The 25,249-nt window shown below is 58.0% G+C and carries 23 protein-coding genes, 1 rRNA gene and 1 pseudogene; 9 read left to right on the top strand and 16 right to left on the bottom strand.

Features of this window, described 5'->3' with window-relative positions:
• The first annotated feature begins 125 nt into the window (after positions 1–125).
• Positions 126–1,442, top strand: coding sequence for a hypothetical protein (locus SO058_RS00220; RefSeq protein WP_320841003.1), 1,317 nt, complete (start codon positions 126–128; stop codon positions 1,440–1,442).
• Positions 1,443–1,475: 33 nt separating this feature from the next.
• Here the strand turns inward: SO058_RS00220 and SO058_RS00215 are convergent, their stop codons facing one another.
• The 3 genes from SO058_RS00215 to rpe form a co-directional block, all read right to left on the bottom strand.
• The gene (locus SO058_RS00215; RefSeq protein ID WP_320841002.1) at positions 1,476–2,087 is read right to left on the bottom strand and encodes an HAD family hydrolase; all 612 of its coding nucleotides are present in this window, start codon (positions 2,085–2,087) and stop codon (positions 1,476–1,478) included.
• Entirely contained in the window at positions 2,087–3,061 is a 975-nt protein-coding gene (locus SO058_RS00210; RefSeq protein WP_320841001.1) for an ROK family protein, read from the bottom strand. Before SO058_RS00210 ends, SO058_RS00215 begins: the two co-directional genes overlap by 1 nt.
• Before the next feature lie 121 nt (positions 3,062–3,182).
• Positions 3,183–3,866, bottom strand: coding sequence for a ribulose-phosphate 3-epimerase (rpe, locus tag SO058_RS00205; RefSeq protein WP_320841000.1), 684 nt, complete (start codon positions 3,864–3,866; stop codon positions 3,183–3,185).
• Between the two features lie 268 nt (positions 3,867–4,134).
• Between rpe and SO058_RS00200 the strand changes: the two genes are divergently transcribed.
• Both SO058_RS00200 and SO058_RS00195 read left to right on the top strand, forming a co-directional pair.
• Positions 4,135–7,866: a phosphoribosylformylglycinamidine synthase gene (locus SO058_RS00200; RefSeq protein WP_320840999.1), complete on the top strand. Its 3,732-nt coding sequence runs from the start codon at positions 4,135–4,137 to the stop codon at positions 7,864–7,866.
• A 62-nt stretch (positions 7,867–7,928) separates the two neighbouring features.
• Entirely contained in the window at positions 7,929–8,345 is a 417-nt protein-coding gene (locus SO058_RS00195) for an acyl-CoA thioesterase (protein ID WP_320840998.1), read from the top strand.
• 43 nt (positions 8,346–8,388) lie between these two features.
• Here the strand turns inward: SO058_RS00195 and SO058_RS00190 are convergent, their stop codons facing one another.
• The 6 genes from SO058_RS00190 to rpsT form a co-directional block, all read right to left on the bottom strand.
• Positions 8,389–9,207 (bottom strand): MerR family transcriptional regulator, encoded by an 819-nt coding sequence (locus SO058_RS00190; RefSeq protein WP_320840997.1) that lies wholly within the window; start codon positions 9,205–9,207, stop codon positions 8,389–8,391.
• Positions 9,208–9,328: 121 nt separating this feature from the next.
• Positions 9,329–10,426, bottom strand: a complete 1,098-nt coding sequence (locus SO058_RS00185) for an S-layer homology domain-containing protein (RefSeq protein WP_320840996.1) — start codon at positions 10,424–10,426, stop codon at positions 9,329–9,331.
• A gap of 141 nt (positions 10,427–10,567) precedes the next feature.
• On the bottom strand, positions 10,568–11,467 hold the full coding sequence (locus tag SO058_RS00180; protein ID WP_320840995.1) for a CPBP family intramembrane glutamic endopeptidase: 900 nt from the start codon (positions 11,465–11,467) through the stop codon (positions 10,568–10,570).
• On the bottom strand, positions 11,464–12,120 hold the full coding sequence (locus SO058_RS00175; protein ID WP_320840994.1) for an SdpI family protein: 657 nt from the start codon (positions 12,118–12,120) through the stop codon (positions 11,464–11,466). Before SO058_RS00175 ends, SO058_RS00180 begins: the two co-directional genes overlap by 4 nt.
• Positions 12,104–12,385: an autorepressor SdpR family transcription factor gene (locus tag SO058_RS00170; protein WP_320840993.1), complete on the bottom strand. Its 282-nt coding sequence runs from the start codon at positions 12,383–12,385 to the stop codon at positions 12,104–12,106. The genes SO058_RS00175 and SO058_RS00170 overlap by 17 nt, the downstream gene beginning before the upstream one ends.
• A gap of 165 nt (positions 12,386–12,550) precedes the next feature.
• Positions 12,551–12,814 carry a 30S ribosomal protein S20 gene (gene rpsT, locus SO058_RS00165; RefSeq protein WP_320840992.1) on the bottom strand — a complete coding sequence of 88 codons (264 nt, stop codon included), beginning with the start codon at positions 12,812–12,814 and terminating at the stop codon, positions 12,551–12,553.
• A gap of 140 nt (positions 12,815–12,954) precedes the next feature.
• Here rpsT and gpr point away from each other — a divergent pair, with 140 nt between their 5' ends.
• The 5 genes from gpr to SO058_RS00140 are packed head-to-tail and all read left to right on the top strand — an operon-like array spanning position 12,955 to position 17,899.
• Entirely contained in the window at positions 12,955–13,842 is an 888-nt protein-coding gene (gene gpr / locus SO058_RS00160) for a GPR endopeptidase (protein WP_320840991.1), read from the top strand.
• 52 nt (positions 13,843–13,894) lie between these two features.
• A complete protein-coding gene (spoIIP, locus tag SO058_RS00155) occupies positions 13,895–14,968 on the top strand; it encodes a stage II sporulation protein P (protein WP_320840990.1) in 1,074 nt (357 codons plus the stop codon).
• Positions 14,969–15,013: 45 nt separating this feature from the next.
• A complete protein-coding gene (locus SO058_RS00150; RefSeq protein WP_320840989.1) occupies positions 15,014–16,453 on the top strand; it encodes a spore germination protein in 1,440 nt (479 codons plus the stop codon).
• Entirely contained in the window at positions 16,450–17,076 is a 627-nt protein-coding gene (locus SO058_RS00145) for a Ger(x)C family spore germination protein (RefSeq protein ID WP_320840988.1), read from the top strand. The genes SO058_RS00150 and SO058_RS00145 overlap by 4 nt, the downstream gene beginning before the upstream one ends.
• Positions 17,069–17,899, top strand: a complete 831-nt coding sequence (locus tag SO058_RS00140) for a hypothetical protein (protein ID WP_320840987.1) — start codon at positions 17,069–17,071, stop codon at positions 17,897–17,899. The genes SO058_RS00145 and SO058_RS00140 overlap by 8 nt, the downstream gene beginning before the upstream one ends.
• A 15-nt stretch (positions 17,900–17,914) precedes the next feature.
• Here the strand turns inward: SO058_RS00140 and SO058_RS00135 are convergent, their stop codons facing one another.
• The gene (locus tag SO058_RS00135) at positions 17,915–18,727 is read right to left on the bottom strand and encodes a TraX family protein (protein WP_320840986.1); all 813 of its coding nucleotides are present in this window, start codon (positions 18,725–18,727) and stop codon (positions 17,915–17,917) included.
• 124 nt (positions 18,728–18,851) lie between these two features.
• On the opposite strand from SO058_RS00135, the gene SO058_RS00130 reads away from it, so the two are divergent.
• Entirely contained in the window at positions 18,852–19,187 is a 336-nt protein-coding gene (locus SO058_RS00130) for an arsenate reductase family protein (protein ID WP_320840985.1), read from the top strand.
• Between the two features lie 42 nt (positions 19,188–19,229).
• On the opposite strand, the gene nrdG is transcribed toward SO058_RS00130, so the two are convergent.
• The 6 genes and pseudogenes from nrdG to rrf form a co-directional block, all read right to left on the bottom strand.
• The gene (nrdG, locus tag SO058_RS00125) at positions 19,230–19,739 is read right to left on the bottom strand and encodes an anaerobic ribonucleoside-triphosphate reductase activating protein (protein WP_320840984.1); all 510 of its coding nucleotides are present in this window, start codon (positions 19,737–19,739) and stop codon (positions 19,230–19,232) included.
• A gap of 4 nt (positions 19,740–19,743) precedes the next feature.
• Positions 19,744–19,884: pseudogene (gene nrdD / locus SO058_RS00120) on the bottom strand (anaerobic ribonucleoside-triphosphate reductase); the annotation flags it as partial.
• A 63-nt stretch (positions 19,885–19,947) separates the two neighbouring features.
• On the bottom strand, positions 19,948–22,281 hold the full coding sequence (locus SO058_RS00115; RefSeq protein WP_320840982.1) for an anaerobic ribonucleoside triphosphate reductase: 2,334 nt from the start codon (positions 22,279–22,281) through the stop codon (positions 19,948–19,950).
• A 358-nt stretch (positions 22,282–22,639) separates the two neighbouring features.
• Positions 22,640–23,338: a hypothetical protein gene (locus SO058_RS00110; RefSeq protein WP_320840981.1), complete on the bottom strand. Its 699-nt coding sequence runs from the start codon at positions 23,336–23,338 to the stop codon at positions 22,640–22,642.
• Positions 23,331–24,854, bottom strand: a complete 1,524-nt coding sequence (locus tag SO058_RS00105; RefSeq protein ID WP_320840980.1) for a DUF1538 domain-containing protein — start codon at positions 24,852–24,854, stop codon at positions 23,331–23,333. Before SO058_RS00105 ends, SO058_RS00110 begins: the two co-directional genes overlap by 8 nt.
• A 127-nt stretch (positions 24,855–24,981) precedes the next feature.
• Positions 24,982–25,098 (bottom strand): 5S ribosomal RNA (rrf, locus tag SO058_RS00100).
• Between the last annotated feature and the right edge of the window lie 151 nt (positions 25,099–25,249).

Here is a 25,249-nt window from a genome sequence, read left to right as displayed (position 1 = left end):
CTTCTTTCCAAATACGCGCGTTTAATTTGTACAATTCCGTATAAACACACCCTGTTTTTCCGGTTTGTGCTGCTTTATAATGAAAATACTAGAAGAGAGAAAAACGGACCGTTTGGAGGTGCCCCATGCAAGAAAGCCACCGCAAGGCGCTGCTCGAGGTCGACAGTTACGGCTGCCTGTTCATGTATGCGACCCATAAGGACCTGACCACGTCCCCCCGGCATATTATCCGCATGACCGAGCCGGTCGACCCCGCCGTCCTGCTGGACGCGCTCAAGACCGCGCTCATCCGTTTTCCGCAGTTTGGGCTTGGGCTCACCCGCGGCGATAAGCGCTACGCCTACCGGCTACTGGACAAGCCGCCCGTCGTGCTGCCCATGGACGACCGCTCGCCTTATTACATGGGCTCGGAGGATACGAACGGCTATCTGTTCTTATGCGGCTACCGGGACAGCACCATCTATCTCGAGTACCACCACTGCACTTCGGACGGGCGTGGATTCGACCAGTTTATCCGCTGCGTGCTGTTCTATTATCTGCGCTTCATGGGACATCCGGTCGAGAACGACGGCTCGATCCGCACCCTTGAAACCGAATTTACCCCGCTGGACTGCGAGGACGGTTATCTGTTGTTGCGCGGCATGCCACAGTCGGATGCCGACCATCATGAGGATATCCCCTCGTTCCACCTGCCGCAGTTTGACAGTGAAAACGACGACGATGAACTGACCACCGAGCTGACGTTATCGCTTTCCGATGTGCTCGACTATACGCGCACACACGGCGTCACGCCGGTCACATTCCTGATGACCGCGCTTTCCATGGGCATGTACCGCACCTATTATGAGGGGACTGGGCGAAAAGAACCGATCATCGCCGAGATCCCGATGGATCTGCACGCCTACACCAAAACCCCGACGACCCGCTTTTTCCTTTCCCTGCTGGATCTGCCGTTTTTCTATGAATATTTCAGCCTGCCGTTTGTGGACGCCTGCAAGGCGTGCAAGGCGTATTTTGATACCCAGCGCAGCCTGCCCCACGCGGTCTACTGGGCGCTCAAAAACGCAAGGCGCGTGGCGGCAGCCCACAAGAGCGGTGAAACCACGGTCGGCGAAAAGGAACGGCTGATGCGCCAGCAGGCGCGCGATTATATCCGCCGCGACAGCTTTATTCTGACCAACGTCGGCGCATTCAAGCTGCCGTCCAGCATGGAGCCTTTCGTGGACGACTACGCCGCCATCCTGCCTTGTGCGTTCCAGCCCTTCGGCGTGCTGGTCAGCTCCTACCGGGACACGCTCAAGGTTTCCCTTTCCCAGCGCGATTTTAACTATAAGCTGGTGGAAAACGTGCGCGCGGTGCTGCGCGAAAACGGCTTTGAAACGACCGCGCTGCCCTATACGTTCCACGTCACCCGGTACGATGGACTGCATCTCGCCAAATAACAAAACAGCGTCCCATTCGGGACGCTGTTTTCTTTATAACGCCAGCACCTCGCTCGGATGCGAAAGGCGGTGGTCAGCCGTCAAACGATCGGGCTCGTGGCAGCCCCAAAGCGCCAGCGCGCTTTCCACACCCGCTGCCTCGGCGCACTGCATGTCGTACAAGCTGTCCCCCACGTAAACGGCAGCCTCCGGCGTGCCGCCCAGCCGCGCGACGCATTCGGTCAGCCCATCCGGCGCGGGCTTGGGGCGCGGCACGTCGTCCGCGCACACGATCTCGTCAAAATACGGCTCAATGCCGAGCGGCGCGACACCGTCCCGGAATTGCCGGCGCGTTCGCGAGGTCACCACACCGAGCCTGCCGCCGCGCGCGCGAAGTTTGGTCAGCGTTTCAAATATGCCGTCATACGGCTTGATTTCGTGTAAGTGCTCATAAGCAAGGCGCTCCCACAGCGAAACCGTTCCTTCAATGTCCGTGACGCCCAGCTTTCTAAGCGCCTCGCGCCCAGGCATGCCGAACGACCAGCGCAACTCTTCGAGCGCGTACTCGTGCCCCATTTCCCGCAAAGCGGCCTGAAACGCGCGCTGGTCGACCGCTGCGCTGTCGATCACCGTACCATCGATATCAAAAATAAACAGCTCTTTCATCAATGCTCCTCCAGCAGGCTGCGGGCGCAGGTCAGCAGCCCTTGTTCATAGTCCTCGTCAAAATCGCGCGACAGCTCGATCTCCGGCATGGCCTGCGCGGGCAACGTCTGCGCGCACGCACGGCGAATCCGATCGGCCCTGCCGTCCAGCAGGCTGTTTTCATACAGCACGATCCTGTCCGGGTTGACGAGCGCTGCATAAGCGCGGATGACCTGCATGTAGTATGCGACCATATCCGCGCCCTCAAAATGCGTTTTGGCATATTCCAGATTATTTTTTATCGGCAGATAGTGCAGCTCGCCCGCAAACGAGCCCGCGCCCTCAAAGGGCCTGCCGTCGATATTCAGGCTCGCGCCCATGCCAGCCGCGCCGAGATACACGCAGACCAGCGCCCGCGGTTTTTCCTCGCAGCGCGCATAGTGCCCCGAAGCCACGATGTGCATGTCTCGCCCGGCGGCGGCTGGCACGCCGCTTTTATCGGAAAGATACGCGGACAGGTTTACGCCCCGCAGCTCGTTGTAGCCAAAGCACTCGCAGACCGTGCCTTCACGCACAGAACCGTCTATGCCAAGAGCAATACCGCCAAGCTGCGGGTAACGCGCCCGTACACGCATCAGAAGCGTGTCAAGTGTCTGCAAAACGCCACCGCACGGCGTCTGCCCGTTTTCTACGATCATGCCCATCAGATCGCGCACTGTATAACGGATCTGATGCGCTTCCAGCCGCAGGCAGAGCAGCATGCGGAACGCGGGGTTGAGCGCATAGCGCTGCGCGCAGCGCCCGCCCGTCGATTCTCCGGTTCCCACGGCGTTCGCTTCACCCGTCTCCACCAATGCGTCGACCGTGCGGCCGACCGTCGGGAAGCTGAGCCCAGTCTCTCTTGCGAGATCGTTCTTGGTCTTCGCCCCGCCACCGCGCAGTGCGTGCCTTACCAGCGAAGTGTTGATGCTTTTCAGCTGTCCTGCGTCCGCCATTGCATCCTCCTATGCGGTTTAGTTATTAACATTCTTTTAATAAGTTGATTATACCTTCTCAATCGCCTTTTGTCAAGCCGCAAAAAAGCCCGCCGGCATACCGGCGGGCTTTTTCTTCTGTTTATTTGCCCCAGGACGCTTTGGCCGTGCCTTCCTCGAAGACCTCGTGGAACGCCTTGACGTTTCCAGCGATGTCGCCGCCAAATACGGCCGACCCCGCGACGATCACATCAGCGCCCGCCGCAACAATGTCGGCGGTATTCGAGAGTTTGGCTCCGCCGTCGATTTCGAGTTCGCAGGCATAGCCGTGCTTCTCGATCTCGGCGCGGACGGCCTTGATCTTATCCATGCATTCCGGGATGAAGCCCTGGCCGCCAAAGCCCGGCTCGACCGTCATAATAAGCACCATATCGCAGTACGGCAGCAGCGGGAACAGCGCGTCCGCCGGCGTGCCGGGCTTTATCGTGCAGGAGGCTTTCACGCCCGCCGCGCGGATTTTCTTAAGCTGGTCCAGCGTGTCGCCGTTGGATTCATAGTGCACGGTGATGATATCCGAGCCCGCTTTAATAAAATCGTCTAAGTACTTATCCGGATCCGAGATCATCAGGTGCACGTCGAGCACCTTGTCAGTCGCTTTGCGCAGCGCTTTCACGACCGGCGCGCCAATCGTGATATTGGGGACGAAATGACCGTCCATCACGTCGACATGCACGTATTCCGCGCCTGCATCGGTCGCTTCCCTGATATCGCGCGCGAGGTTTGCGAAATCCGCCGAAAGGATGGACGGGGAGAGTTTGATTTCCATATCGGTTCCTCCTGTGACCGCGGGCCATGCCGCGGCATATTCTGATGATAAGCGGGTCTGCGGGCGAAAGATCGCCGCGCCGCTTTTTATGATACGGGGAGCGGTGCGCGCGGCGCACCGCTCCCCCTTTGACTTTATTATACACGTTCCCCCGCGAATTTCAATTGAATTTGTGTGGACAACCGATTGATTTGCGCACGAAAAACCAGTACAATAGAAGCAGTGTGAAAAACTTAGCGATTTTTGAAAGAGAACGGGGAGTTTACGAATGAGCGTCAATCGTTGTTATTCCGAAAAAAAGCTCGGTTTCGATGTGGAAGCGCGCGGCCTTTTCCAAAGCCTGCACGACCTGCTTGAAATCAAGGGCATCACTCATGTGCGTTATCTGTGCCGGTACGATGTCGAGGGCCTCTCACCCGAGGCCTATCAAAAAGCCAAGGGCATCGTATTTTCCGAGCCCATGGCCGACCAGTGCTACGATGAGGATTTCCCCCGTCCGGCGGGTGCGCATCAGGTGCTGGGAGTCGAGCCGCTGCCCGGCCAGTTCGACCAGCGCGCCGATTCCTGCGCCCAGTGCATCCAGCTACTCACCGGCGGCGAGCGTCCGGCGGTCGCCGCGGCGAAGATCTATGTGCTGGAGGGTGTCCTTTCCGCAGACGATATGGACAAGGTGCGCTCCTACCTCATCAACCCGGTCGAAGCGCGCGAGGCTTCTATGGACAAGCCCGAAACGCTGCACGTCGATTACGCCATCCCGACGGCCGTCGCGTCCGTTGTAAGCTTTACGCATATGGATGACGCGGCGCTCTCCGACCTGCTGCAAAACATGGGGCTTGCGATGGATCTTGACGATCTGCGGTTTTTGCAGGCGTATTTCCGGGACGAGGAAAAACGCGACCCCACCATCACCGAGGTGCGCATGGTCGACACCTACTGGTCCGACCACTGCCGCCACACCACGTTCCTGACCGAGATCGACGGCGTCAAAATCGACGATCCCATGGTACAAGATGCGTTTGACCGCTATCTTGCCGCGCGCGTCGAGGTATACGGCGAGGAAAAGGCCAAAAAACGCCCCGTGACGCTCATGGACATCGCAACAGCCGCAGCCAAGGTGCTCAAAAAGCGCGGATATCTGAAAAACATCGACGAATCCGAGGAGATCAACGCCTGTTCGATCAAGGTCAAGGCGCTGATCGACGGCAAATTTGAGGACTGGCTCCTCATGTTCAAAAACGAGACGCACAACCACCCGACCGAGATCGAGCCTTTCGGCGGCGCGGCCACCTGCTTAGGCGGCGCGATCCGCGACCCGCTCTCCGGGCGTTCCTATGTCTATCAGGCCATGCGCGTGACCGGCGCGGGCGATCCGACCGTGCCGCTTTCCGAAACCCTGCCGCATAAACTGCCCCAGCGCAAGCTGTGCCAGACCGCGGCGGCGGGCTATTCTTCCTACGGCAACCAGATCGGCCTTGCGACCGGGCTGGTGCATGAAATCTATCATCCGGGCTATGTCGCCAAGCGCATGGAGATCGGCGCGGTGGTCGGCGCGGCCCCGGCGGAAAACGTTGTCCGTGAAGTGCCCGACCCGGGCGACATCGTCATCCTGCTCGGCGGCAAGACCGGGCGCGACGGCTGCGGCGGCGCGACTGGGTCTTCCAAAAAACACACCGAGGAATCGCTCGAGACCTGCGGCGCCGAGGTACAGAAAGGCAACCCGCCCGAGGAGCGCAAGATCCAGCGCCTGTTCCGGAACGGCGAGGTGACGAAGCTTATCCGCCGCTGCAACGATTTCGGCGCGGGCGGCGTATCGGTCGCCATCGGTGAATTGGCCGACGGACTCGACATCGATCTCGACGCAGTGCCCAAAAAATACGACGGGCTGGACGGCACCGAGCTTGCCATCTCGGAATCGCAGGAGCGCATGGCGGTCGTCGTGCGCGAAAAGGATGTGGACGCGTTCATCCGCGCCGCACAGGAGGAAAATATTGAAGCGGTCGTCGCCGCCAAGGTGACGGACAAAAACCGCCTGCGCATGACGTGGAACGGCAACGTGATCGCCGACGTGTCCCGCGACTTCCTCAACACCAACGGCTGCGCCAAGCACGTCACGGCCGAGGTTGCGCCGCTTGCCGCGCCGTCCATTGCCTGCGAGCCCGCGGGCGATACGCTGAAAGACAAGCTATTGAACCACGCGTCGGCTCTGGGCATCTGTCTCGAGCGTGGCCTCGTCGAGCGGTTTGACGGCTCGATCGGTTCCAACTCGGTCTTCATGCCCTTCGGCGGCAAATATCAGCTCACGCCCACGCAGGTCATGGCGGCCACACTGCCCGCGCTGCACGGCCAGTGTGTGACCGCGTCGGTCATGGCGTTCGGCTTTGACCCGTATTACACCGAACAGAATCCGTTCCTCGGCGCGTCTGCGGCGGTCATTGAATCGGTGGCTAAGCTGGTTGCGGCGGGCTGCGATTTTGAAACGGCTTATCTCACTTTCCAGGAGTATTTCGAACGCCTTGGAAAAGACCCCAAGCGCTTTGGCAAGCCGCTTTCCGCACTTTTGGGCGCGTATAACGCGCAGGAAGAGCTCTGCCTCGGCGCGATCGGCGGTAAGGACTCGATGAGCGGTTCGTTCGATGATATGGACGTGCCGCCTACGCTCGTTTCGTTCGCCATCGACCCGCAGGACGCTTCGCGCTTGATCTCCCCCGAGTTTAAAGCGGCCGGCCATCCGGTCTACTTCTTCGACGCGCCCTACCATGCGGACGGCTCGCCCGACTATGTGACGCTCAAGCACATGTGGAACGAGGTCGCCGACCTGATTGCGGAGGGCAAGGCGGTATCGGCTTGGGCGCTTTCCGTCGGCGGCATCGCCGAGGGCGTGTGCAAAATGGCGCTCGGCAACAAGATCGGCTTTGCGTTCGATCCGTCGTTCCCTGTCGACGCGCTGTTCCTGAAAAACTTCGGCGGCATCCTGATTGAAGCGATGGAAGATCTGCCCGCCTACTGGCTGGTCGGCCATACGACCGGCGACGAGGCCGTGACCGCTGCGGGTGAAACCGTGCCGCTTGACGAGCTGACGCGCGCCTTTGAAGGCCGTCTGGAAAGCGTGTTCCCGACGCGCGCAGACGCGTCGGACGAGCGTTTGACCACTGTCTGCTGTGCCGAACGCAGCGCGGCCGCTCCCGCGGTCAAGACCGCGAAGCCACTCGCGGTCATCCCGGTCTTCCCGGGCACCAACTGCGAATACGACACCGCACGGGCGATCGAGCGCGCGGGCGGCGAAGCTGAGATCGTCGTGGTGCGGAATTTCTCGCCAGACGTACTCGCACAGAGCGCGGAACGCCTTGAAAGCGCCATCCGCCGCGCGCAGATGGTCATTCTGCCGGGCGGCTTCTCGGGCGGCGACGAGCCAGACGGCTCGGGCAAATTCATCGCCTCTTTCCTGCGCGGCCCCGGCATCAAGGACGCGATCCATGAGCTGCTGGGACAGCGCGACGGCCTGATGCTCGGCATCTGCAATGGCTTCCAGGCGCTCATCAAGCTCGGCCTTGTGCCGTATGGCGAGATCCGTGACGAAATGACCGGCGACGACCCGACGCTGACTTTCAACCTGATCGGCCGCCACCAGTCGCGCTATGTGACGACCCGCGTCGCCTCGGTCAAATCGCCGTGGCTGTCGTCCTGCGAGGTCGGGGATCTGCATTCGATCGCCGTTTCCCACGGCGAGGGTCGCTTTGTCGCCCCGCAGCACGTCATCGACAATCTGGTGAAAAACGGGCAGGTCGCCTTCCAATATACCGATCTTGCGGGCAATCCGTCCATGGATATCGCATGGAACCCGAACGGCTCCATGTGCGCCATCGAGGGTATCACAAGCCCGGATGGCCGCGTGCTCGGCAAAATGGGCCACACCGAACGGTATAGCCCGTTTGTTGGCCGCAATATTTACGGCGATAAATATCAGCCTATTTTTGAAAACGGCGTCCAATACTTTAAATAACAAACGAAAAGCAACCGTTTTTACGGTTGCTTTTCCCTACCCCAGACAAGGAGCGATCCAACATGCAGCCATATGAACACAAGGCGCAATATTATGAAACCGACGGAATGGGCATCATCCACCATTCCAACTATATCCGCTGGTTCGAGGAAGCCCGCGTCGACATGCTGGAGCAGCTCGGCATTGGCTATGACCGGTTTGAAGCCATGGGCTGTTCCAGCCCGGTCCTGCGCGTGACCTGCGACTACAAGCATATGGTGCGCTTTTCGGAGACTGTGACGATTGAGGCCCGCGTACTGTCTTATTCAGGCGTCAAAATGACGATCGGCTACGAAGTCCGCGACAAAGCCTCGGGCGATCTCCGCTGCACCGGCGAAAGCCATCATTGTTTCCTTGGAAATCATGACTTTCCGGTTTCTTTAAAGCGGATCTGGCCGACAGCACATGAAATTCTCACATCCGAGCTTTTTAAACGTTAAAAAAGCGCCGCCGGTTTCCAAATGAACCGGCGGCGCTTTTCTCTTATTTTTCCTTTTTCCGAACTGGGTAGCATACTTCGGTCACAAGCTCGTCGGGGTTCTGCGTCTCATGCGGGCTGACATGGTAAATGCAGAACGACAGTCCGTCAAACTCGTAGCCGTTTTCCTGCACCCATGCGGCCACGTCGGCATTGACCTCATTGACCTTTTCATAGCTGCCCGTATAGGTGGCGGAAGCCATAAAGATGGGCGGCACGGTCTTGAATTTTACATGCTCGGTGTCCTGGTATTTGCCCTTGACTGACATCTGGATCTCCACATCCACGTCGCGGTCGCGGTAGTCGGTGTCGTGATAGACACCGACCGCATAGCACGGCCCGTCCGGCTGCATGTTCATGCACGCTGTCTCCTGCATCATAGTGTGCCACAGGCGGCCCTCCTCGTAGTAGCCCGGCAGAATATCGCGCACGCTCGCCACATAGCGTTCAGGCAGGGTCTTGCAAGTCACTTCGTATTTCATATGGATATCATCCTTTCCAAGTCGCTGCAGCGCGCTGTCCAGACGTATCAATTGTTCGCTCACCAGCTCCCGCTGACCTATCAGCTCGGCGCGGCGCACGCGGAGCGCATGTTCGAGCGCCTCTTTGCCGCCGCCAACGACCTCCCCGATAGCCTGCACGCCAAAGCCCATGTCCCGCAGCGAAGCGATCCGCCCCGCGTCGGCCAGCTGACGCTCATTATAATACCGGTAGCCCGTTTGCTCATCCACATGCTGCGGCTTGAGCAGGCCAACCTCGTCATAGTGCCTGAGCATGCGGATACTGATACGCGATAATCCGGAAAACTCGCCGATCTTCAGCATAGTTTGTTCCCTCCCACAGATCTGTGTTCTTCTTGAGCTCAATACCAGTATAGGGTCTGCCATCATGTCAGAGTCAAGAGGTTTTTAAAAAAAGCGCCCTGCCAAAGCAGGACGCTTTTCTTTATGCTGGAATGTAATAAATGGCAGTAACTTCGCCGTCCACCACCGAGGGATAGCAATAACGGTACCGCACGCCGGTACTCGCGAGCGAGTCCATCTGGTGATATGGCGCCACGTCGATCGCCACGCAGTTGGAAGCGACCAAATAATCGACCATTGCGCCGTCAATACCGGCATCCGGGTCGTTCAGCCGGAGAAGCCCCGAGGAATACGTGCCCGTGCGGTCGATCGGTTGGTTCTCCTCCAGCGTCACATAGGTCGTGCCGCCGGCCTGGCGCAGCTTGGTATAGCGCATCAGCTCGCCGTAGTATTTGCTGGGGTCGTAGTTTTCGATCACGACATCCGCATAGACCTGCGCGCCCACGCACAGGTTGATCACGTCGCCGCGCTTTTCATAAAATGTGCCGCTGTCCTGCTCGGTCAGGTGCGTGGCGCGGTACAGCATGACCGCCATTTCCGCGCGCGTGACCAGCGATTTCGGCGTTAGTTTCCCGTTCGAGCCGCCGATCACCCGTGCGCTGACGAGCGAACTGACCGCCTCCTTTGCGTAAGCGGAGACCTGTCCACCATCGCTGAAGCCGGACATGGAACCGCTTTGCAGCTTGATCTGCGTGCGGTCGATCGTGCGTTTGAGGAACACCATCGCATCCTGCCGGGTCATGTTGCTCATCGGCTGGAACTTGTTGTCCTCCGATCCGTTGGCCACGCCAAGCGCCTTGGCAGCGCGGATTGACTTTGTGTAGTATGTGCCGGCCGGGACATCGCTGAAATTGCCCTTGTCCGCCACCATGCCGGTATCAAGCGCCGCGCTCATATTGTAAGCGCGGTCGAGCATCACGATAAAATCCGCGCGGGTGATCGGATTGTCCGGATAAAACAGATGGTCGCCGCCGCCCTTGATGACGCCGTTCAGCGCCAGAGCATCCACCTCACGGTGTGCCCATGCATAGCCCTTTGTTACATCATAAAAGTAAACAGAGTGATCGGGCAAATACGCATAGGTCTGCGTGTTGTCGGTCGCGAGCGCGATCGTCACGCCGCTCACTGAGACAACAACGACCAGCAGCACTAAGGCTACCAGCTTACGCGTTCTTGTCATAATCTTCTCCTTGCAGTCGGTTTACGCACAGTGCTCATTCACCACCTGTGCGAACTTACTGCAAAATTATAACACACTTGTCCCCACTCATCAAGTTAAAAGTTGACTAAAAATGTCGGGCGTTCATTTTTTTCTAATTAATTACAGCTTTCCCTGCACGGATCCGGACGATTTTTGTCGTCCGCGCCACAGCAGTACAGCAGCGCACAACAAAAGCGGCAGACCGCCTAAAAGGCCTGAAACTGCCGGCCCCAGCAGACGGTTCCCCGCTTCTGCCGAGGGCAGCAGCATCTGCGGCGCAGCCGCGATCGCGTTCACTGCGCCGTGCGCGAGCGCTGCAGGCCAAATGCTGCCGCTTTTCTGCGTGATCCAGTGCAGCAGTGTACCCAGCCCGATGCAGAACACACACATCATGAGCACACCGGCCCACGGGAATCCCGGATAGCCAAGCCCGTAATTATGGCCGCGCATCGTGACCGGCGCATGCCAAAGCCCCCAGATCACGCCACCAGCCAGGCACACCCCGGCGGGCGACAACTTTTCCTGCAATGCCGGATAGAGGAAGCCCCGCCAGCCGACCTCTTCGCCCGCCCCTGCCAGCACGTTCAGCAGCGGTCCCACCACGACCGCCGCCACGATCTGCAGCGCCATGGACGACGCCATCTGCGCCTGGCTCATGGAAACGCCCTGCGCCGCTCCAAGTTCGCGCAAGTAACCCATCTGAGGGTCCAACTGTGACCGAAACACCAGAAAATACAAGGCGCTCCCTGTCAGCGTCAAAAGCGCGGGCATAAACCACGCAACCACATACCATTTCCCGTTTCCGCGAAAATGCGGACGGAACGGTATATGAAACGGCTGTTTCTTGCGAAACATAAGCCACGTCACCAATACGCCAAGGGCAGGGCAGAACATGCCCAAACCAATTAACAGCTGAGAAGCCATTGGCATCCCGACGACGACCGAGCCGCTGACTGCCGTACCCCACAGTATCCATGTTAAGGCAAATGTTGTAACCAGATAGCAGACGATCCGCTTCATTTGGCTTCCCCCTGTTCCCTGCGGTACCAAATATAACTCATGATATTGGGGATCAGCACTGCCGCAATCAGGACGCAGAAAAATACGGCGAACCGAGGTTTTTCCGGCAGGAAGCAGCTGAACAGGCCAATAATTCCGGCGGCAAACAGCGTTTTCCCTCCCAAGCGGTGCGTTTTCACCCATACCGTCTCGCTCGCCAGCGTCCACGGGTTTTTGAGGCCGCTGAAATAGTTTTGCCGAAATTTTGGCAGCATATTGCCCAGGACAACAAACAGCAGGCTGACCAGCCCGGTCACGACCGTGCCGACGTTGACCGTACCCGGATGAAAGGTTTCGACTATGGTGATGCCGGTCATACCGATCATAAACAACATCATAATGACCTGAAACAGATCGTACGAAGAGAAAAACTTGTCATAGTTTTTTCGGCGCGGATCGATACGCGGCAGGATCGGAAACAATACCGCGAACGGCACCGTGATCCCGCCCAGCATCCACAGCGTCGACTTTGCGCCGTAGGTGACGTTCCCATCAAGATCCCAGTGCGTAGGTACCTGGTCAGGCAGCTTTCCATACACCACGGCCACCATTACCAACGGCACAAACGCCAATATCCATGCAAAAACCTGCATTTTGCTAAATTTCTTCATCATCGCTATCTCCTTTCAATGCGCTGAACCAGCCGAGGATCTCCTCCACGACCGACATATTGAGTTCATAATAGATGTATTTCCCCCGCTTTTCATCCAGCACTAAGCCGGCGTCCCGCAGAATGGATAAGTGGTGTGAGATCGTCGCGCCCGATACGTCGAAATGCGCTGCGATATCGCCCGCCGCCTGTGGCCCCGCGCGCAAGAGATGCAGGATCTCCCGCCGGATGGGATCAGAGAGAGCTTTGAAGCTTTGTTGAAAGCCCATGCAATCACCTCATTTAGATGTTTGTCTAAATATAAGATAGCGCTTCGTCCGGCAAATGTCAAGATATATTTAGATGATCATCTAAATAATATTTTCCATCTGTTCCGGAACATATAAAAAAAGACCCAAGGCAAAGCCTTGGGTCTTTTCAAGCGCTTATGAATTTTACGCCATACCATTGAGCTTGACAGTCATCTTGCTCTTCTTGTTGGCCGCGTTGTTCTTATGCAGAAGGTGCTTGGCAGCCGCCTGATCCACCGCCTTGACCGCAGTCGCGTACGCATCAGCAGCCTGCGCCTTATCACCCGATACAACAGCACCGTCGAACTTCTTCAGCACGGTCTTGAGCGCGCTCTTGGCCATTTGGTTATTCAGCGTCTTAGCCGCGTTCACCTTGACACGCTTCTTCGCAGATTTAATGTTGGGCATTCCGAAAACACCTCCTTACTTATCCCTATTCGTCAGTAGTTCTATTCTAGCATTCCTTTTTCCAAATTGCAAGTATTTTTTTCATCTTTCGTATAAGAATTGTTTGCCGCTGCAAAATAGTGCAAAAGGAGTGGTTTTGCATGGCATTTCGCACCGACCTCGCTGTTGAGGCGCTGGAAAACATGGAAAAAGCGGCGGACGAACAGCAGGTCCGCCAAACCGACCGCGATCTGGAGGGCTTTTCTGTCCGCGAGGTCGATATTCTGAGCGAACACGCCGCGCGCGACATTGGCAAGCCGCGCGGGCGCTATTTGACGCTGGAGCTTGCCGCACTCATGCGCCGCGAGGAGGATGCGTTCCCCCGCGCGTGCCGCGCGCTCGGCACGCTGCTCGCCGAGCTGCTGCCCGAAACTGCGGCGCAACGGCCCATCCTGGTCACGGGACTGGGCAACCGCATGATCACGCCCGACGCGATCGGCCCGCAGGCGATCGACCATGTGATCGCAACGCGGCATCTGGTCGAGCACGAGCCCGATATTTTTTCTTCCTGGCGCGCTGTCTCCGCGATTGCGCCCGGTGTGTTAGGCCAGACCGGTGTGGAGACCGGCGAGGTGGTGCAGGGCGTGCTCGACCGCATAAAGCCCGCCGCCGTGCTGGCCGTCGATGCGTTGGCCGCCGGCCGGCTCTCCCGCCTTTTGCGCACCGTCCAGCTCGCGGACACCGGTATCACGCCGGGGGCAGGCGTCGGCAACGCCCGCTCGGCGCTCAATGAGGAAACGTTGGGCATCCCTGTGATCGCCATTGGCGTGCCCACCGTGGTGGACGGCGCGACGCTCGCCCACGAGATCAGCGCGCAGCTTGGCGAGCCGCAGTGCGAGGCGCTTGAGGATCTTTCCCGCCCGGTCATGATCACAACGCGGGATATCGACCGTGAGGTCGCCGACATTTCCCGCATGATCGGCTATGCGATCAATATGGCGCTGCACCCGCATTTGACGGTTTCCGACATCGACCTTTATCTGTCATAATCGCGCCCCGGCAGGCGTAAAATAAAAGCACATGCAAGGAGGTGACCGGCTTATGGCGCGGCGAATCAAAAAATATCGGCGGCGCAGGCCGGTCACGGTGCCCGCCGCCGTTACGCTGTGCCTTGCCGCATCCCTGCTGCTGTTTTCCCATACGGGCGGAGAAACGACCGCCCGTTCATTTTTTGATGCTTTAGCCCGTAACGGCGGCTTTATCGCACATGCGGTCAGTTTAGAGCTCGGCCTTTCGCCTGAATCGGACGAGGTATACGCTCCGCGTACACCCTCGAACGCGCGTAGTGAGAACGCCGCCGACCCAGTTTCCGAGAGCACCTATGTCCCGCTTGCCGACCCGCCGGACGACGACACGCCAGTCCTATCCGCCGCGGACAAGGCCAAAACCCTTACCATCAATAATGATACCAGTTATACAGTCGATGTGGCGGAATGCCTGGCCGACCCGGTCAATATCCAGGCCGATATCCAAAGCGGCGAACCGCAGGTGCTGATCGTACATACCCATGGCAGTGAGAGCTATAAGCCCGATGCCGCGTTCCCCTATACGCCGACTGAAAACGAGCGAACGACTGATACGCGGTTCAATGTTGTCCGTGTCGGCGACGAACTGGCGGGCGTTTTGGAGGCGCAGGGCATTAAAACGATGCATGTGCGCGATATTTTTGATACCCCAGCCTATTCCGGCTCTTATGACCGCTCGCTTGCAGCGATCCAGGCCGCAATTGAGGAATATCCCTCCATCCAGATCGTGATCGACGTGCACCGCGACTCGATCCTGACCGACAGCGGCGTAGCCTATAAAACCGCCTGCACCATCGGCGGCGAGCAGATGGCGCAGCTGATGTTTGTCGTCGGCACCAACGACGGCGGACTTGAACACGACAACTGGCGCGATAATCTGCGCTATGTCACGGGTCTGCAATACGATCTCAACCAAACCTATCCCGGACTGATGCGTCCGGTCAACCTGCGCACCCAGCGCTTTAATCAGCACGCGCGCGTCGGTTCGATGTTGGTCGAGGTCGGCTCATCCGGCAACACGCTTTCCGAGGCGCTTGCGTCCATCCGCCTGTTCGGCGGCGTGCTCGCCGACAACCTGCGCGGCGTATAACTTTTACGCGAAATGCACATTCTACCCCTGATAAGGGGTGAAAGCATGGACGAAATCGTATTTTCCACCGATCTGGAACACAACATCCGCCTGATGCAGGATCTTTTCCAAGGCGATAACACCATGGTCGTGCGGCGGGCGCAAAGCCCCAAAGGGCTTACGTGCGCGGCGTTCTTTTTCGACGGCATGGTAAACGCCATTGCAATCAACCAAAGCGTCATCCGTCCCATCGTCTCGAGCGAGCGCAAGCGCGCCACAGCCGAAGAACTTGCGCAGACCATCCTGCAGGTCAACGACAGCCGGGTCGAAACCGACCTTTCCAAGCTATTTGCCTCCTTTTTATATGGCGACACGGTCGTGTTCACCGAGGGCGACGCACGGCCGGTCGTCGTCAATACCAAGGGGTTTGCCATGCGCTCGACCTCAGAGCCTGAGAATGAACGCGTGCTGTCCGGCCCGCGCGAGGGCTTTACCGAATGCTTTATGCCCAATTTAGCGCTTATCCGCCGCAGGCTGAACGATAAGCGCCTGAAATTTACCTTTCTGCGCATCGGCTCGCGCACCAACACGGTAGTTTGCCTGTGCTACCTGCAGGGCGTATGCGAGGAAAAGCTGGTCAAAGCCATTCAGAAACGCCTGAGCAAGCACGCGCCTGACAGCATCCTCGATTCCAACTACCTTGCCGAGCGTATCCGGGACCACCGCGCGTCCCCGTTTCCCACCATGGGCACGACCGAGCGGCCCGACGTGGTCGCGGCGCGGCTGGTCGAGGGGCGGTGCGCCATCGTAGTGGACGGCAGCCCTGTCGTGCTGACCGCTCCCTATCTGCTTCAGGAATGCTTTCAGTCGAACGATGATTACTACGTCAGCTATCTGCAGGCCAACATTTCACGCCTGCTGCGGCTTTTCGGCTTTTTCTTTTCCATCTGTGTGCCCGCAGTGTATATCGCGCTCATGCTGTACCATCGCGAGCTGGTGCCCGCGCGTCTGCTGTTCGCCGTATCGGCCGCACAGCGCGGTGTGCCACTGCCCGCGGGCTGGGAAACCTTTTTGATGCTGCTCGTGCTCGAAGCGCTCAAGGAAGCCGGCGCGCGTACGCCGGGCGCCATCGGGCAGACGATGAGCATTGTCGGCGGCCTGGTGCTCGGACAAGCCGCCGTTTCCGCGCGGTTCGCTGCTGCACCGACCGTCATCGTCGTCGCCATCGCGGGCGTGACCGGGCTGATGGTGCCCAAGCTGCAAACCGCCGTGCTGTACCTACGTTTCCTGCTGCTTGCCGCCGCCGCGGCATACGGGTTGTACGGGGTCGCCATCGCGCTCGCGCTCATTCTGGCGTGGCTGTGCAATATGCGCTCGTTCTCGGTGCCGTATCTGCTCAATCTGGTGCCCCGCGTCGGCATCGAGCACGAGGATGCTTATCTGCGCGCGCCCTGGTTTATCATGCGGCACGACCGCTTCCCTGTGAAAAAGGAGGACAAACGTTGAAAAAGCTGCTTTTGCTGCTCGCCCTGCTGCCGCTCGCCGGCTGTGCACGCGAGGTTTCGCCCGTGTCCGGGCTCGCGCTCGACCAAGTCGACGGCGGCTACCGCCTGACCGCCGAGGTTGTGCGGCAGGACAGCCCTGAGGACGCGGCATCCCCTGCTTACCTGTCTGCGAACGGACGCGATATGGACGAGCTGCTAAGGAATATCGAGCGTGTGCTCGGGAACGAGCTGTACCTCGACCACGCGCAGGTCGTGCTGATCGACGAAAAGGTGGCCAAAGAGGGTATCTTGACGCTGGCGGACTACCTATGCCAGCACGACGACATGCGGCTCTCGCTGCGTGTCGCGGTCGTGCGCGACAGTGAGGCCGCCGCGCTCCTGCAGGCGGACGACGAGGTATTCGCACTTTCCGACCTGCTTGACCTCGCGGCCGAGCAGCACACTATGCCCGACATGCCGCTCTACCGCGCAACCGAGGTGCTACACGCGGACGGTACGGCCATCCTGCCCGCGCTACGGCTAGATGAATTTGAACAAATCGCGCCCGCCGGCGTCGCGGTGTTTGCAAATGAAAAGCTTTCCTGCTATCTGGACGGCGAGATGGGAGGCGGGCTGAATGCGTGAACGCCTGTTCCCTCGTTGGGGCGCCGCGCTGTTCGCGCTGCTTCCGTTTTCTGAGATCCTATATGCCCGCATTGACGGGCAGACGGCGTATGCCGCCGCCATCGCCAGCCTGTTTTGCGCGCTTGTGTGTGCGGGCTGCGTAAGGCTTGCGCCCTTTTGGCGGCAATACCGCGTGCTGGTATGGGGGCTCGCTCTGTTTTCCGTATGGCCGCTGACCCGCTCGCTCGCCCGCATGGGCCTGTTCGTGCAGCGCACCGCTTTCCCCACGCGGCCGCTCTGGAGCTTGATTTTACTGCTCACCGTCGCCGCGCTGCTGCTCGCCCGCGTTGGTCTGATCCGCTGCGCGATGTGGTCGCTCCCCACCGCGGCAGCGGCGGGCGTCATCCTTGCGCTGAGCGGGCTGTTGACGCTCCGCGAACATAACATGGCCTATTTTGAAGCGCCGATGTGGTCGCTTTGGACGCAAACTGGCGCGCTGATCCGGTCGATGCTGCCCGCCGCTCTCGCGCTTTCGCTCGCTATGCCTGAGGGCCTGTCGGCTGCGGCGGTGCGCGGCTTTTCCGCCGGCGGCGCGCTGTTCGCGCTCATCAGCCTGCGCGCCGTGCTGCTGCTCGGCGCACACACCGCCGCGCTCCTGCCCTATCCCAATTTCGCAGCCGCCGGGTTGGCCGCGGTCGGGGATTTTGCCCGCCACGGCGAGGTTTTTTTTGCCGTCCCACTCGTGTTGTGCGACCTTGGGCGCGCGGCCGCACTCGCCTGCGTATTGATCGGACCGTTCGCGCAGGCGCAGAAAGCTTTCCGGGCACAAAAAAAGGACGCGTAACGCGTCCTTTTTTCTTTACCGCCCAAGCAGCGAGGTGATGATCGCAAACAGATAAACATGCGCCGGATAATAAATATAAAACAGGTATTTCATGCCGCGGCCGCGCTCTCCATTGTACAGCAGCATAAACGGCAGCGCAAGCCACATGAAAAACGCATATTGGATATTAAACGCGTTTACGCCGCTCAACAGCACCAAAATGACCAGCAGCGCCGTATAGAACACGGCAAGCGCCGCTTTGCTGCGGCGGCAGTAATATAGGCCAATGCCCATCAGTACGAAAATGACGCCGCCCTCCACCATCATCGGCATGGGCACCAGATACAGCAACGCCTGCGCGCCCGGAAGCCAGATCGAAAAAAGTGCAAAACAAGCGATGTTGGCTGCAATCGGCGCAATCAGGCCGAGCACCCACAAAAATCCCGCGCCGGCATTCCGTGTGCGCACTGCCTCGCGCAGCTTTTCGATGCACAGCAGGTAGAATACGATCAGCGCCATGGTCGAAAAAATGCCGTTCATCACAATAGCGCCGTCCGGCAAAGGAAAAAAGTGGTTTACCAGTAGGTTGCCGAACTGCATCAGCGTACCGCCGATATAAAGGCGGAGCAGGTATTTGCCCCGGTTGTGCGTATGGGCAAACCCCTCCGCCACCATAAAGACAAACAGCGGCGCGGCGATCCGGCCGATCAGCGTTAAAATCAGCGGCAAATCATAAAGCGTGCAGCCAAAATAATGAATATGGTCGATCGTCATAATGATGAGCGCGATCATTTTGATCTGGAACCCATCCAGCCCCCATCTGCGTTTGTCCAATGCTGTCTGCTCCATAATAGCGTTCTCCTTATTTGCGGATTATTGTTCTACTTCAATAATACAATAATTCATACAAATTGTCAACACTTGTCTGCAAGGCAGGTGTCTGATATAATGGAACAAAAGGAGCGGGGAAGCTATGAATATCCAGATTTTCGGAAAAACCAAATGTTTTGATACCAAAAAAGCGCAGCGTTGGTTCAAAGAACGGAATATCAAGTTTCAAATGATCGACCTTGCGCAAAAGGGCATGTCCAAGGGTGAGCTGGACAGCGTGCGCAAGGCGGTAGGCGGGCTGGAGCCGCTGCTCAACCCCAAGGCTAAGGGGTACGCCTCGCTCGCCTATCTGGCCTTTGACGAGGATAAATATCAAAAGCTGCTCGAAGATCCGTCGCTGCTCCGCACACCTGTGGTGCGGAACGGCAGGCAGGCAACGGTCGGCTTCCAGCCCGACATATGGGAAAAATGGGAATGAAAAAACGCCTCGCGGCATAGCCGCGGGGCGTTTTTATGTCTTTCACCGGTATTGCTCCGCCCAGACGGGCGCGCCCTCCGCTAAAGATTTGGGCACGTCAAGCACCCGCTGGTTTGCGCTGCCGCGAAAGCGCAGCTCGATATCCCGCTCGGCAAGGATGAACGGCCCGTCGACCAGCAGGTCGAGCATGCCGATCAATCTTTGCACATAAGGATCAGGCAATTCGAGAAGCTGCTCGAACGTATAACCCGTGAACGCCATCAGATGCCGCCCGTCCTCCTTGAGCGCCTTTGCAAGCGTAAAGAGCGGCTCCGCCTGGCAGAATGGCTCGCCGCCCGACAGCGTAACGCCCCGGACGAATTTGTTTTTCACGATATCGGCAAACAGCACCGAGAGTTTCATCTCGGTGCCGCCGTCAAAATCATGCGTCTGCGGGTTGTGGCAGCCCGGGCAGTGGTGCGGGCAGCCCTGTGTAAACACCGTGTAGCGGAATCCGGGTCCGTCAACAATCGATTCGGCGACCGTGCCCGCGATCCTGAGTTTGCCCTCCATGGGCTTACGCGGTGTGCTCTTCGGTCAGCGAGCAGCAGGAAGACAGGCCGTGCTTGACGCGGTCGTTGACCTCGGCGCGCTTGGCATTGTTGAAGCGGTCGAGCGTGCCTACCAGGTAGCCCGTGATGCGGCGGATGCGCTCAAACCCTACACCCTCGCCAATCAGCGTCGTATTCGTCTTGTTTTCCATGATAATGCCTTCCTTTCGTTACTCCCTGACAATTTTCAGTTCATTCGGCTGACGGTCGGCCTCCTCTGCGGGGTCGCCGTGATAGCCGAGCGTTGTGCTGTTCAAATTCCGGTACAAGCCGAGCTTTTGCAGCTTTTCCAGCGGTACGCCCTCGCCCTCCTTGCGGCCGCAGCGCGGGCAGGCTTCGCCAATAATGCCCGTATAGCCGCAGACCGGGTCGCGGTCTACCGGGTGGTTGATCGAACCGTAGCCGATGCCAACCTCCTTCATATACCGCACGACCGCCTCGAAAGCCTCGAGGTTCTGCGTCGGGTCGCCGTCGAGTTCGATATAGCTGATGTGGCCGCCGTTGGTCAACTCATGATAAGGCGCCTCGCGGCTGAGCTTTTCAAACGCCGAAATCGGGTAGTATACCGGGATGTGGAACGAGTTGGTATAATAGTCGCGGTCGGTTACGCCCGGGATAAGGCCGTATTTTTCGCGGTCGATCTTGACAAAGCGGCCGGACAGCCCTTCCGCCGGGGTCGCGATCAGTGAGAAGTTAAGCCCGTATTTCTTCGCGGCCTCGTCCATGCGCGCGCGCATATGGCCGATGATCTCAAGCCCCATGTTCTGCGATTCGTCGCTCTCGCCGTGGTGCTTGCCAGTGAGCGCCTTGAGGCACTCGGCAAGGCCGATGAAGCCGATGGTCAGCGTGCCGTGTTTGAGCACTTCGCCTACCATATCGTCCGGACCGAGCTTTTCCGAATCAATCCAGATGCCCTCGCCCATCAGGAACGGGTAATTACGCACCCGCTTGTTCGATTGGATGCGGAACCGCGCCAAAAGCTGGTCGATTACAAGGTCGATCTTGCGGTCGAGATCCTCGAAAAACCAATCCACGTCACCGTGGCTGCGGATGCCAATGCGCGGCAGGTTGATTGATGTGAACGACAGGTTGCCGCGGCCGTTTACGATCTCGCGCGACGGGTCGTACACATTGCCGATTACGCGCGTGCGACAGCCCATGTAGGCACATTCGGTCTCCGGATGGCCGGGCTTATAGTATTTGAGGTTAAAGGGCGCGTCAATAAAGGAAAAGTTCGGGAACAGGCGTTTGGCCGACACGCGGCACGCCAGCTTGAACAGGTCGTAGTTGGGTTCTCCCTCGTTAAAGTTGACGCCTTCCTTGACCTTGAAAATGTGGATTGGGAAGATCGAGGTCTCGCCATTGCCCAATCCGGCCTCAGTCGCTAGCAACAGGCTTTCGACGACGAGGCGCCCCTCGGGCGAAACGTCGGTGCCGTAGTTGAGCGAGGAAAACGGGATCTGCGCGCCCGCGCGGGAGTGCATCGTATTAAGGTTATGTACGAGCGCCTCCATCGCCTGATAGGTGGTGCGGCGCGTCTCCTTGACCGCGTGGCGGCGGCAGAACGCGGTAATCTTGTCCGCAATCTTGTCGTCAAACTGTTCCTTGAGCTTTTCGGTCAGCTTGTCCTCAAAGCCGTTGTCGCCAGCCAAAATCGGCGAAAGGCCATTCTCCTGCTCGACCGCTTCAAACACGGCCTTCGCCCCGGCGGACTCGTCCTCATCGTCCTTATAGATCTCCATGGCGCGTTCCAGATTGCGCAGAAACGCCTTGCGGTAGGTTTTCTTGACACCGGGTGCCATACAATAGTCGAAATTGGGCACGGATTGGCCGCCGTGCTGGTCGTTCTGGTTGGACTGGATCGCAATGCACGCAAGCGCCGAATACGAACGAATGTCATTGGGCTCACGCAGAAAGCCATGACCGGTCGAAAAGCCGCCGTCGAACAGTTTGAGCAGATCGATCTGGCAGCATGTCGTGGTCAGCGTCAAAAAATCGAGGTCGTGGATGTGGATATCGCCCTCGCGGTGCGCTTTGGCATGCGCGGGGTCGAGAATGAACATCTCGTAAAACTGCTTGGCGCCCTCCGAACCATACTTGAGCATGGTACCCATCGCAGTGTCGCCGTCAATGTTGGCGTTTTCACGCTTAACATCGTTTTCCAAAGAGGATTGAAAAGTCAAATCCTCATAGACTTTCATCAGCTTGGTGTTCATATCGCGCACGCGGGTGCGCTCGTTGCGATAAAGGATGTACTTTTTCGCCGTGCGCGCGTGCCCGTTGTTAATGAGCACCTTCTCCACTGTATCTTGTATCTGCTCCACAGTGGGCACCTGATCGGCAGCAACGGTCTCCAACTCCCTTTCCACCTGGTCGGCAAGCTCCTTGGCCATCTCATAATCCTGGCCGCCCGAGGCCTGCGCCGCACCAAAAATCGCGTTTGCGATCTTGTCCAGCTCAAAGGGGGCTTTTCGCCCGTCTCTCTTGATAATCTGCCGTATCATAAACCTGTCTTTCCTCTCCATCCGCGCCGCAGTTTGCAGCAGGTTACTAAACATCGTATCCTTTTGACACAATCCGTACAATATCTTGTGCCTATACTCATTATTTTACCGCGCCCCCCGCGCAATGTCAAGGGCAGGATACTTTTTTGGTGGATTTGCGAGAACGGAAATTTTTTTCTTGTAGAAAGCTCCAAAATTCGTCAAATTTCGCCTGTGGAAGCTTGGGATATCTTCTTGTGGATAACATCATTCTGTGCATCCTTTTGTGGAAAAGCTGTGGATGCTCTGTGGACAACTCCCCTACCGCATAAAAAGACGCCTGCCACTAGATATAGTGGCAGGCGTAATACCGCTTCTGTCAATCAGCAAGCCCAATCGCGCTGGACACTGGCAACGACAATACAATGCCATGGCTCTCCGTATTTAGGCCAGCCGCTTTCATGATTTCAGTCATAATGCGCTGCTTCTCGCCGCTCCGGACGACCAGAAACACGATCTCCTTTTCCGCCTGGATTTCAATACCGAAAAACTGCCGCACCTCGTCCTCCGCGATACCGCGCGCCGTGATCACAGTGCCGCCGCGCGCACCCTCGCGCCGCGCAACGTCCATGATACGGCTGGTGTATCCTTGGTCCAGGATCACGGCGACCACGTCGTAGCCCTCATTTTTCCCGGTGCTGTTCATCTCCTGTCCCTCCTTCGGTTCTTCTTGTGTCAGCAGCTTATGCAAACGGACACCCAGACTGCCCACCGGGATGGTAAACGCAATCCCGCGGCCTGGGTAGCGCATCTTCATATCGCTTCCCAGCCTGCCCAGCAGCCGTCGCGCGGCCGTCTCCCCGGTCAGGCAGATAACGACCTCTTTCGGCGTCTCCCCCAGTCCCAGCAAATCGAGCATTTCAGTGCGCGCCGTTCCGTGTGCCATGCAGACAAAGTCAAGCAGCACATGGTTTTCTCGGCAGATATGCAGCACTCTAGCGCCCTGCCCGCTGTCCACGATCGCAACCACGGCGTGCACGGCGCTGTGCAGCGCCATCTGCGGCTGGTACTCATGCATGCGTGTCTTCCTCCAGTTCAATGATCTCTTCCACTTCGCCCTCGCTGGACACAGCCGCTTTGCCGTCCTGCTCACGGCGCCGGTACAGAATGCCCAGCGCTTGGATCGTCAACAACGGCGTCATGGCGACCATAGCGACGATGCCAAACGCATCGGTCAGCACATTGCCGCCAAGCGCCTCGCATGCGCCCATAGCGAACGGCAGCAAAAAGGTAGTCGTCATCGGCCCAGAGGCCACGCCGCCCGAGTCGAACGCAATACCCGTAAATATGCGCGGTACAAAAAACGTCATGATAAGCGCGGCCGTATAACCTGGAATCAGGATATAATAAATCGAAAGCCCTGTCAAGACGCGAACCATAGCAAGACCCACTGAGAGTGACACGCCGACCGACAGGCTCAGCATCATTGCACGCTGCGAGATACCGCCATTTGTGATCGTCTCAACCTGCTTATTGAGCACGTGGACGGCCGGTTCGGCGGTGACCAAAAAATAACCGATTAACATACCGAGCGGCAACAGGATCCATGGATGCTGGCTCTTTGCAAGCTGCTGACCCAGATAGTGGCCGGCGGGCATAAAACCCACGCTCACGCCTGTCAGGAATAAGGCCAATCCAATAAACGTATAAGCAAAGCCGATACCGATCTTCTGCAATTGAAGCTTGTGAAAACGCCGGAACACCAGCTGAAATACGGCACAAAAAAGAATGATTGGCACCAGCGCCGCGCACACCTCGTGAATATAATCGGGCAATGCGTGCACAAATTTCCCGGCCAATGCGCGCGTACTCTCTACCGTGGGAACCGATACCGGCGTATAACCCGGATCCCCACCCCGGAAAAAAATCCCGAGAAGCAGCACCGCCAAAATCGGGCCGATGCTGCATAGCGCGACCAAGCCGAAAGAATCATCCTGCGCATCGCGGTCGCCGCGGATAGACGCAAGGCCGATGCCAAGCGACATAATAAACGGCACGGTGATCGGTCCAGTCGTCACGCCGCCTGAATCGAATGCTACAGAAACGAACTCATTAGGCACAAATGCGCTCAGCACAAACACCACGATATAAAACAGGATCAGCAGTCTGGATAGGCTGATCTTGAATAATGTACGCAGCATAGCAATGACAAAAAACAGGCCCACGCCGACTGCGACCGTCCAGATCAACACCGCATTGGGGATAGATGGCACCTGTCCGGCGAGTACCTGCAAATCCGGTTCGGCAATAGTAATCAGAATGCCAATCAACAGCGTGACCAAGATTACAGCGCCTAGGTTTTTGGTCTGCGGCAGCTGCGCGCCAATGCCGTCTCCCATGGGGATCATGGACACATCGGTGCCCAGAGAAAAGAATGCCATGCCCAAGATGAGCAGCGCCGCGCCCATCAAAAACAGCGCAAGTGTGCCGACCGGCATGGGCGCGATCGTCATGCTGAGCAAAAGAACGATCGCAGTAATCGGCAATACGGAAGTCAGCGCTTCATATAATTTTTCCCATAGAATCTTGTTCATCGACGGCCCCCTTATATATGATAATATTCATATTTATATCATACCATACCCCAGGGCGCACCGCCATCCAGCCAGAGAAATCTTAACGAAAACAAAACGCCGACCCTTTCGGATCGGCGTTTTTTGATGTGCGCGTCGAGTTATCTTCCCGGGCCGTCGCCAGCCAAGTATTGTCACCGTAAACGAGCTTAACTACTGTGTTCGGAATGGGAACAGGTGTACCCTCGTCACCATTGACACGCACTTTTCAGAGTTATACCCTGAAAACTGAACAAGAACTACTTGCAAGCTATAAGAGTTTGAGGTTACCTCTAATAATGAGGTCAAGCCCTCGGCCTATTAGTATCAGTCCGCTGCACGTGTTACCACGCTTCCACTCCTGACCTATCAACCAC

The organism is Agathobaculum sp. (assembly GCF_034098985.1).
Classification (GTDB): Bacteria; Bacillota; Clostridia; order Oscillospirales; family Butyricicoccaceae; genus Agathobaculum.
Note: the sequence above shows the minus strand (reverse complement) of the source record. Positions and strands in the feature narration are given on the sequence as shown.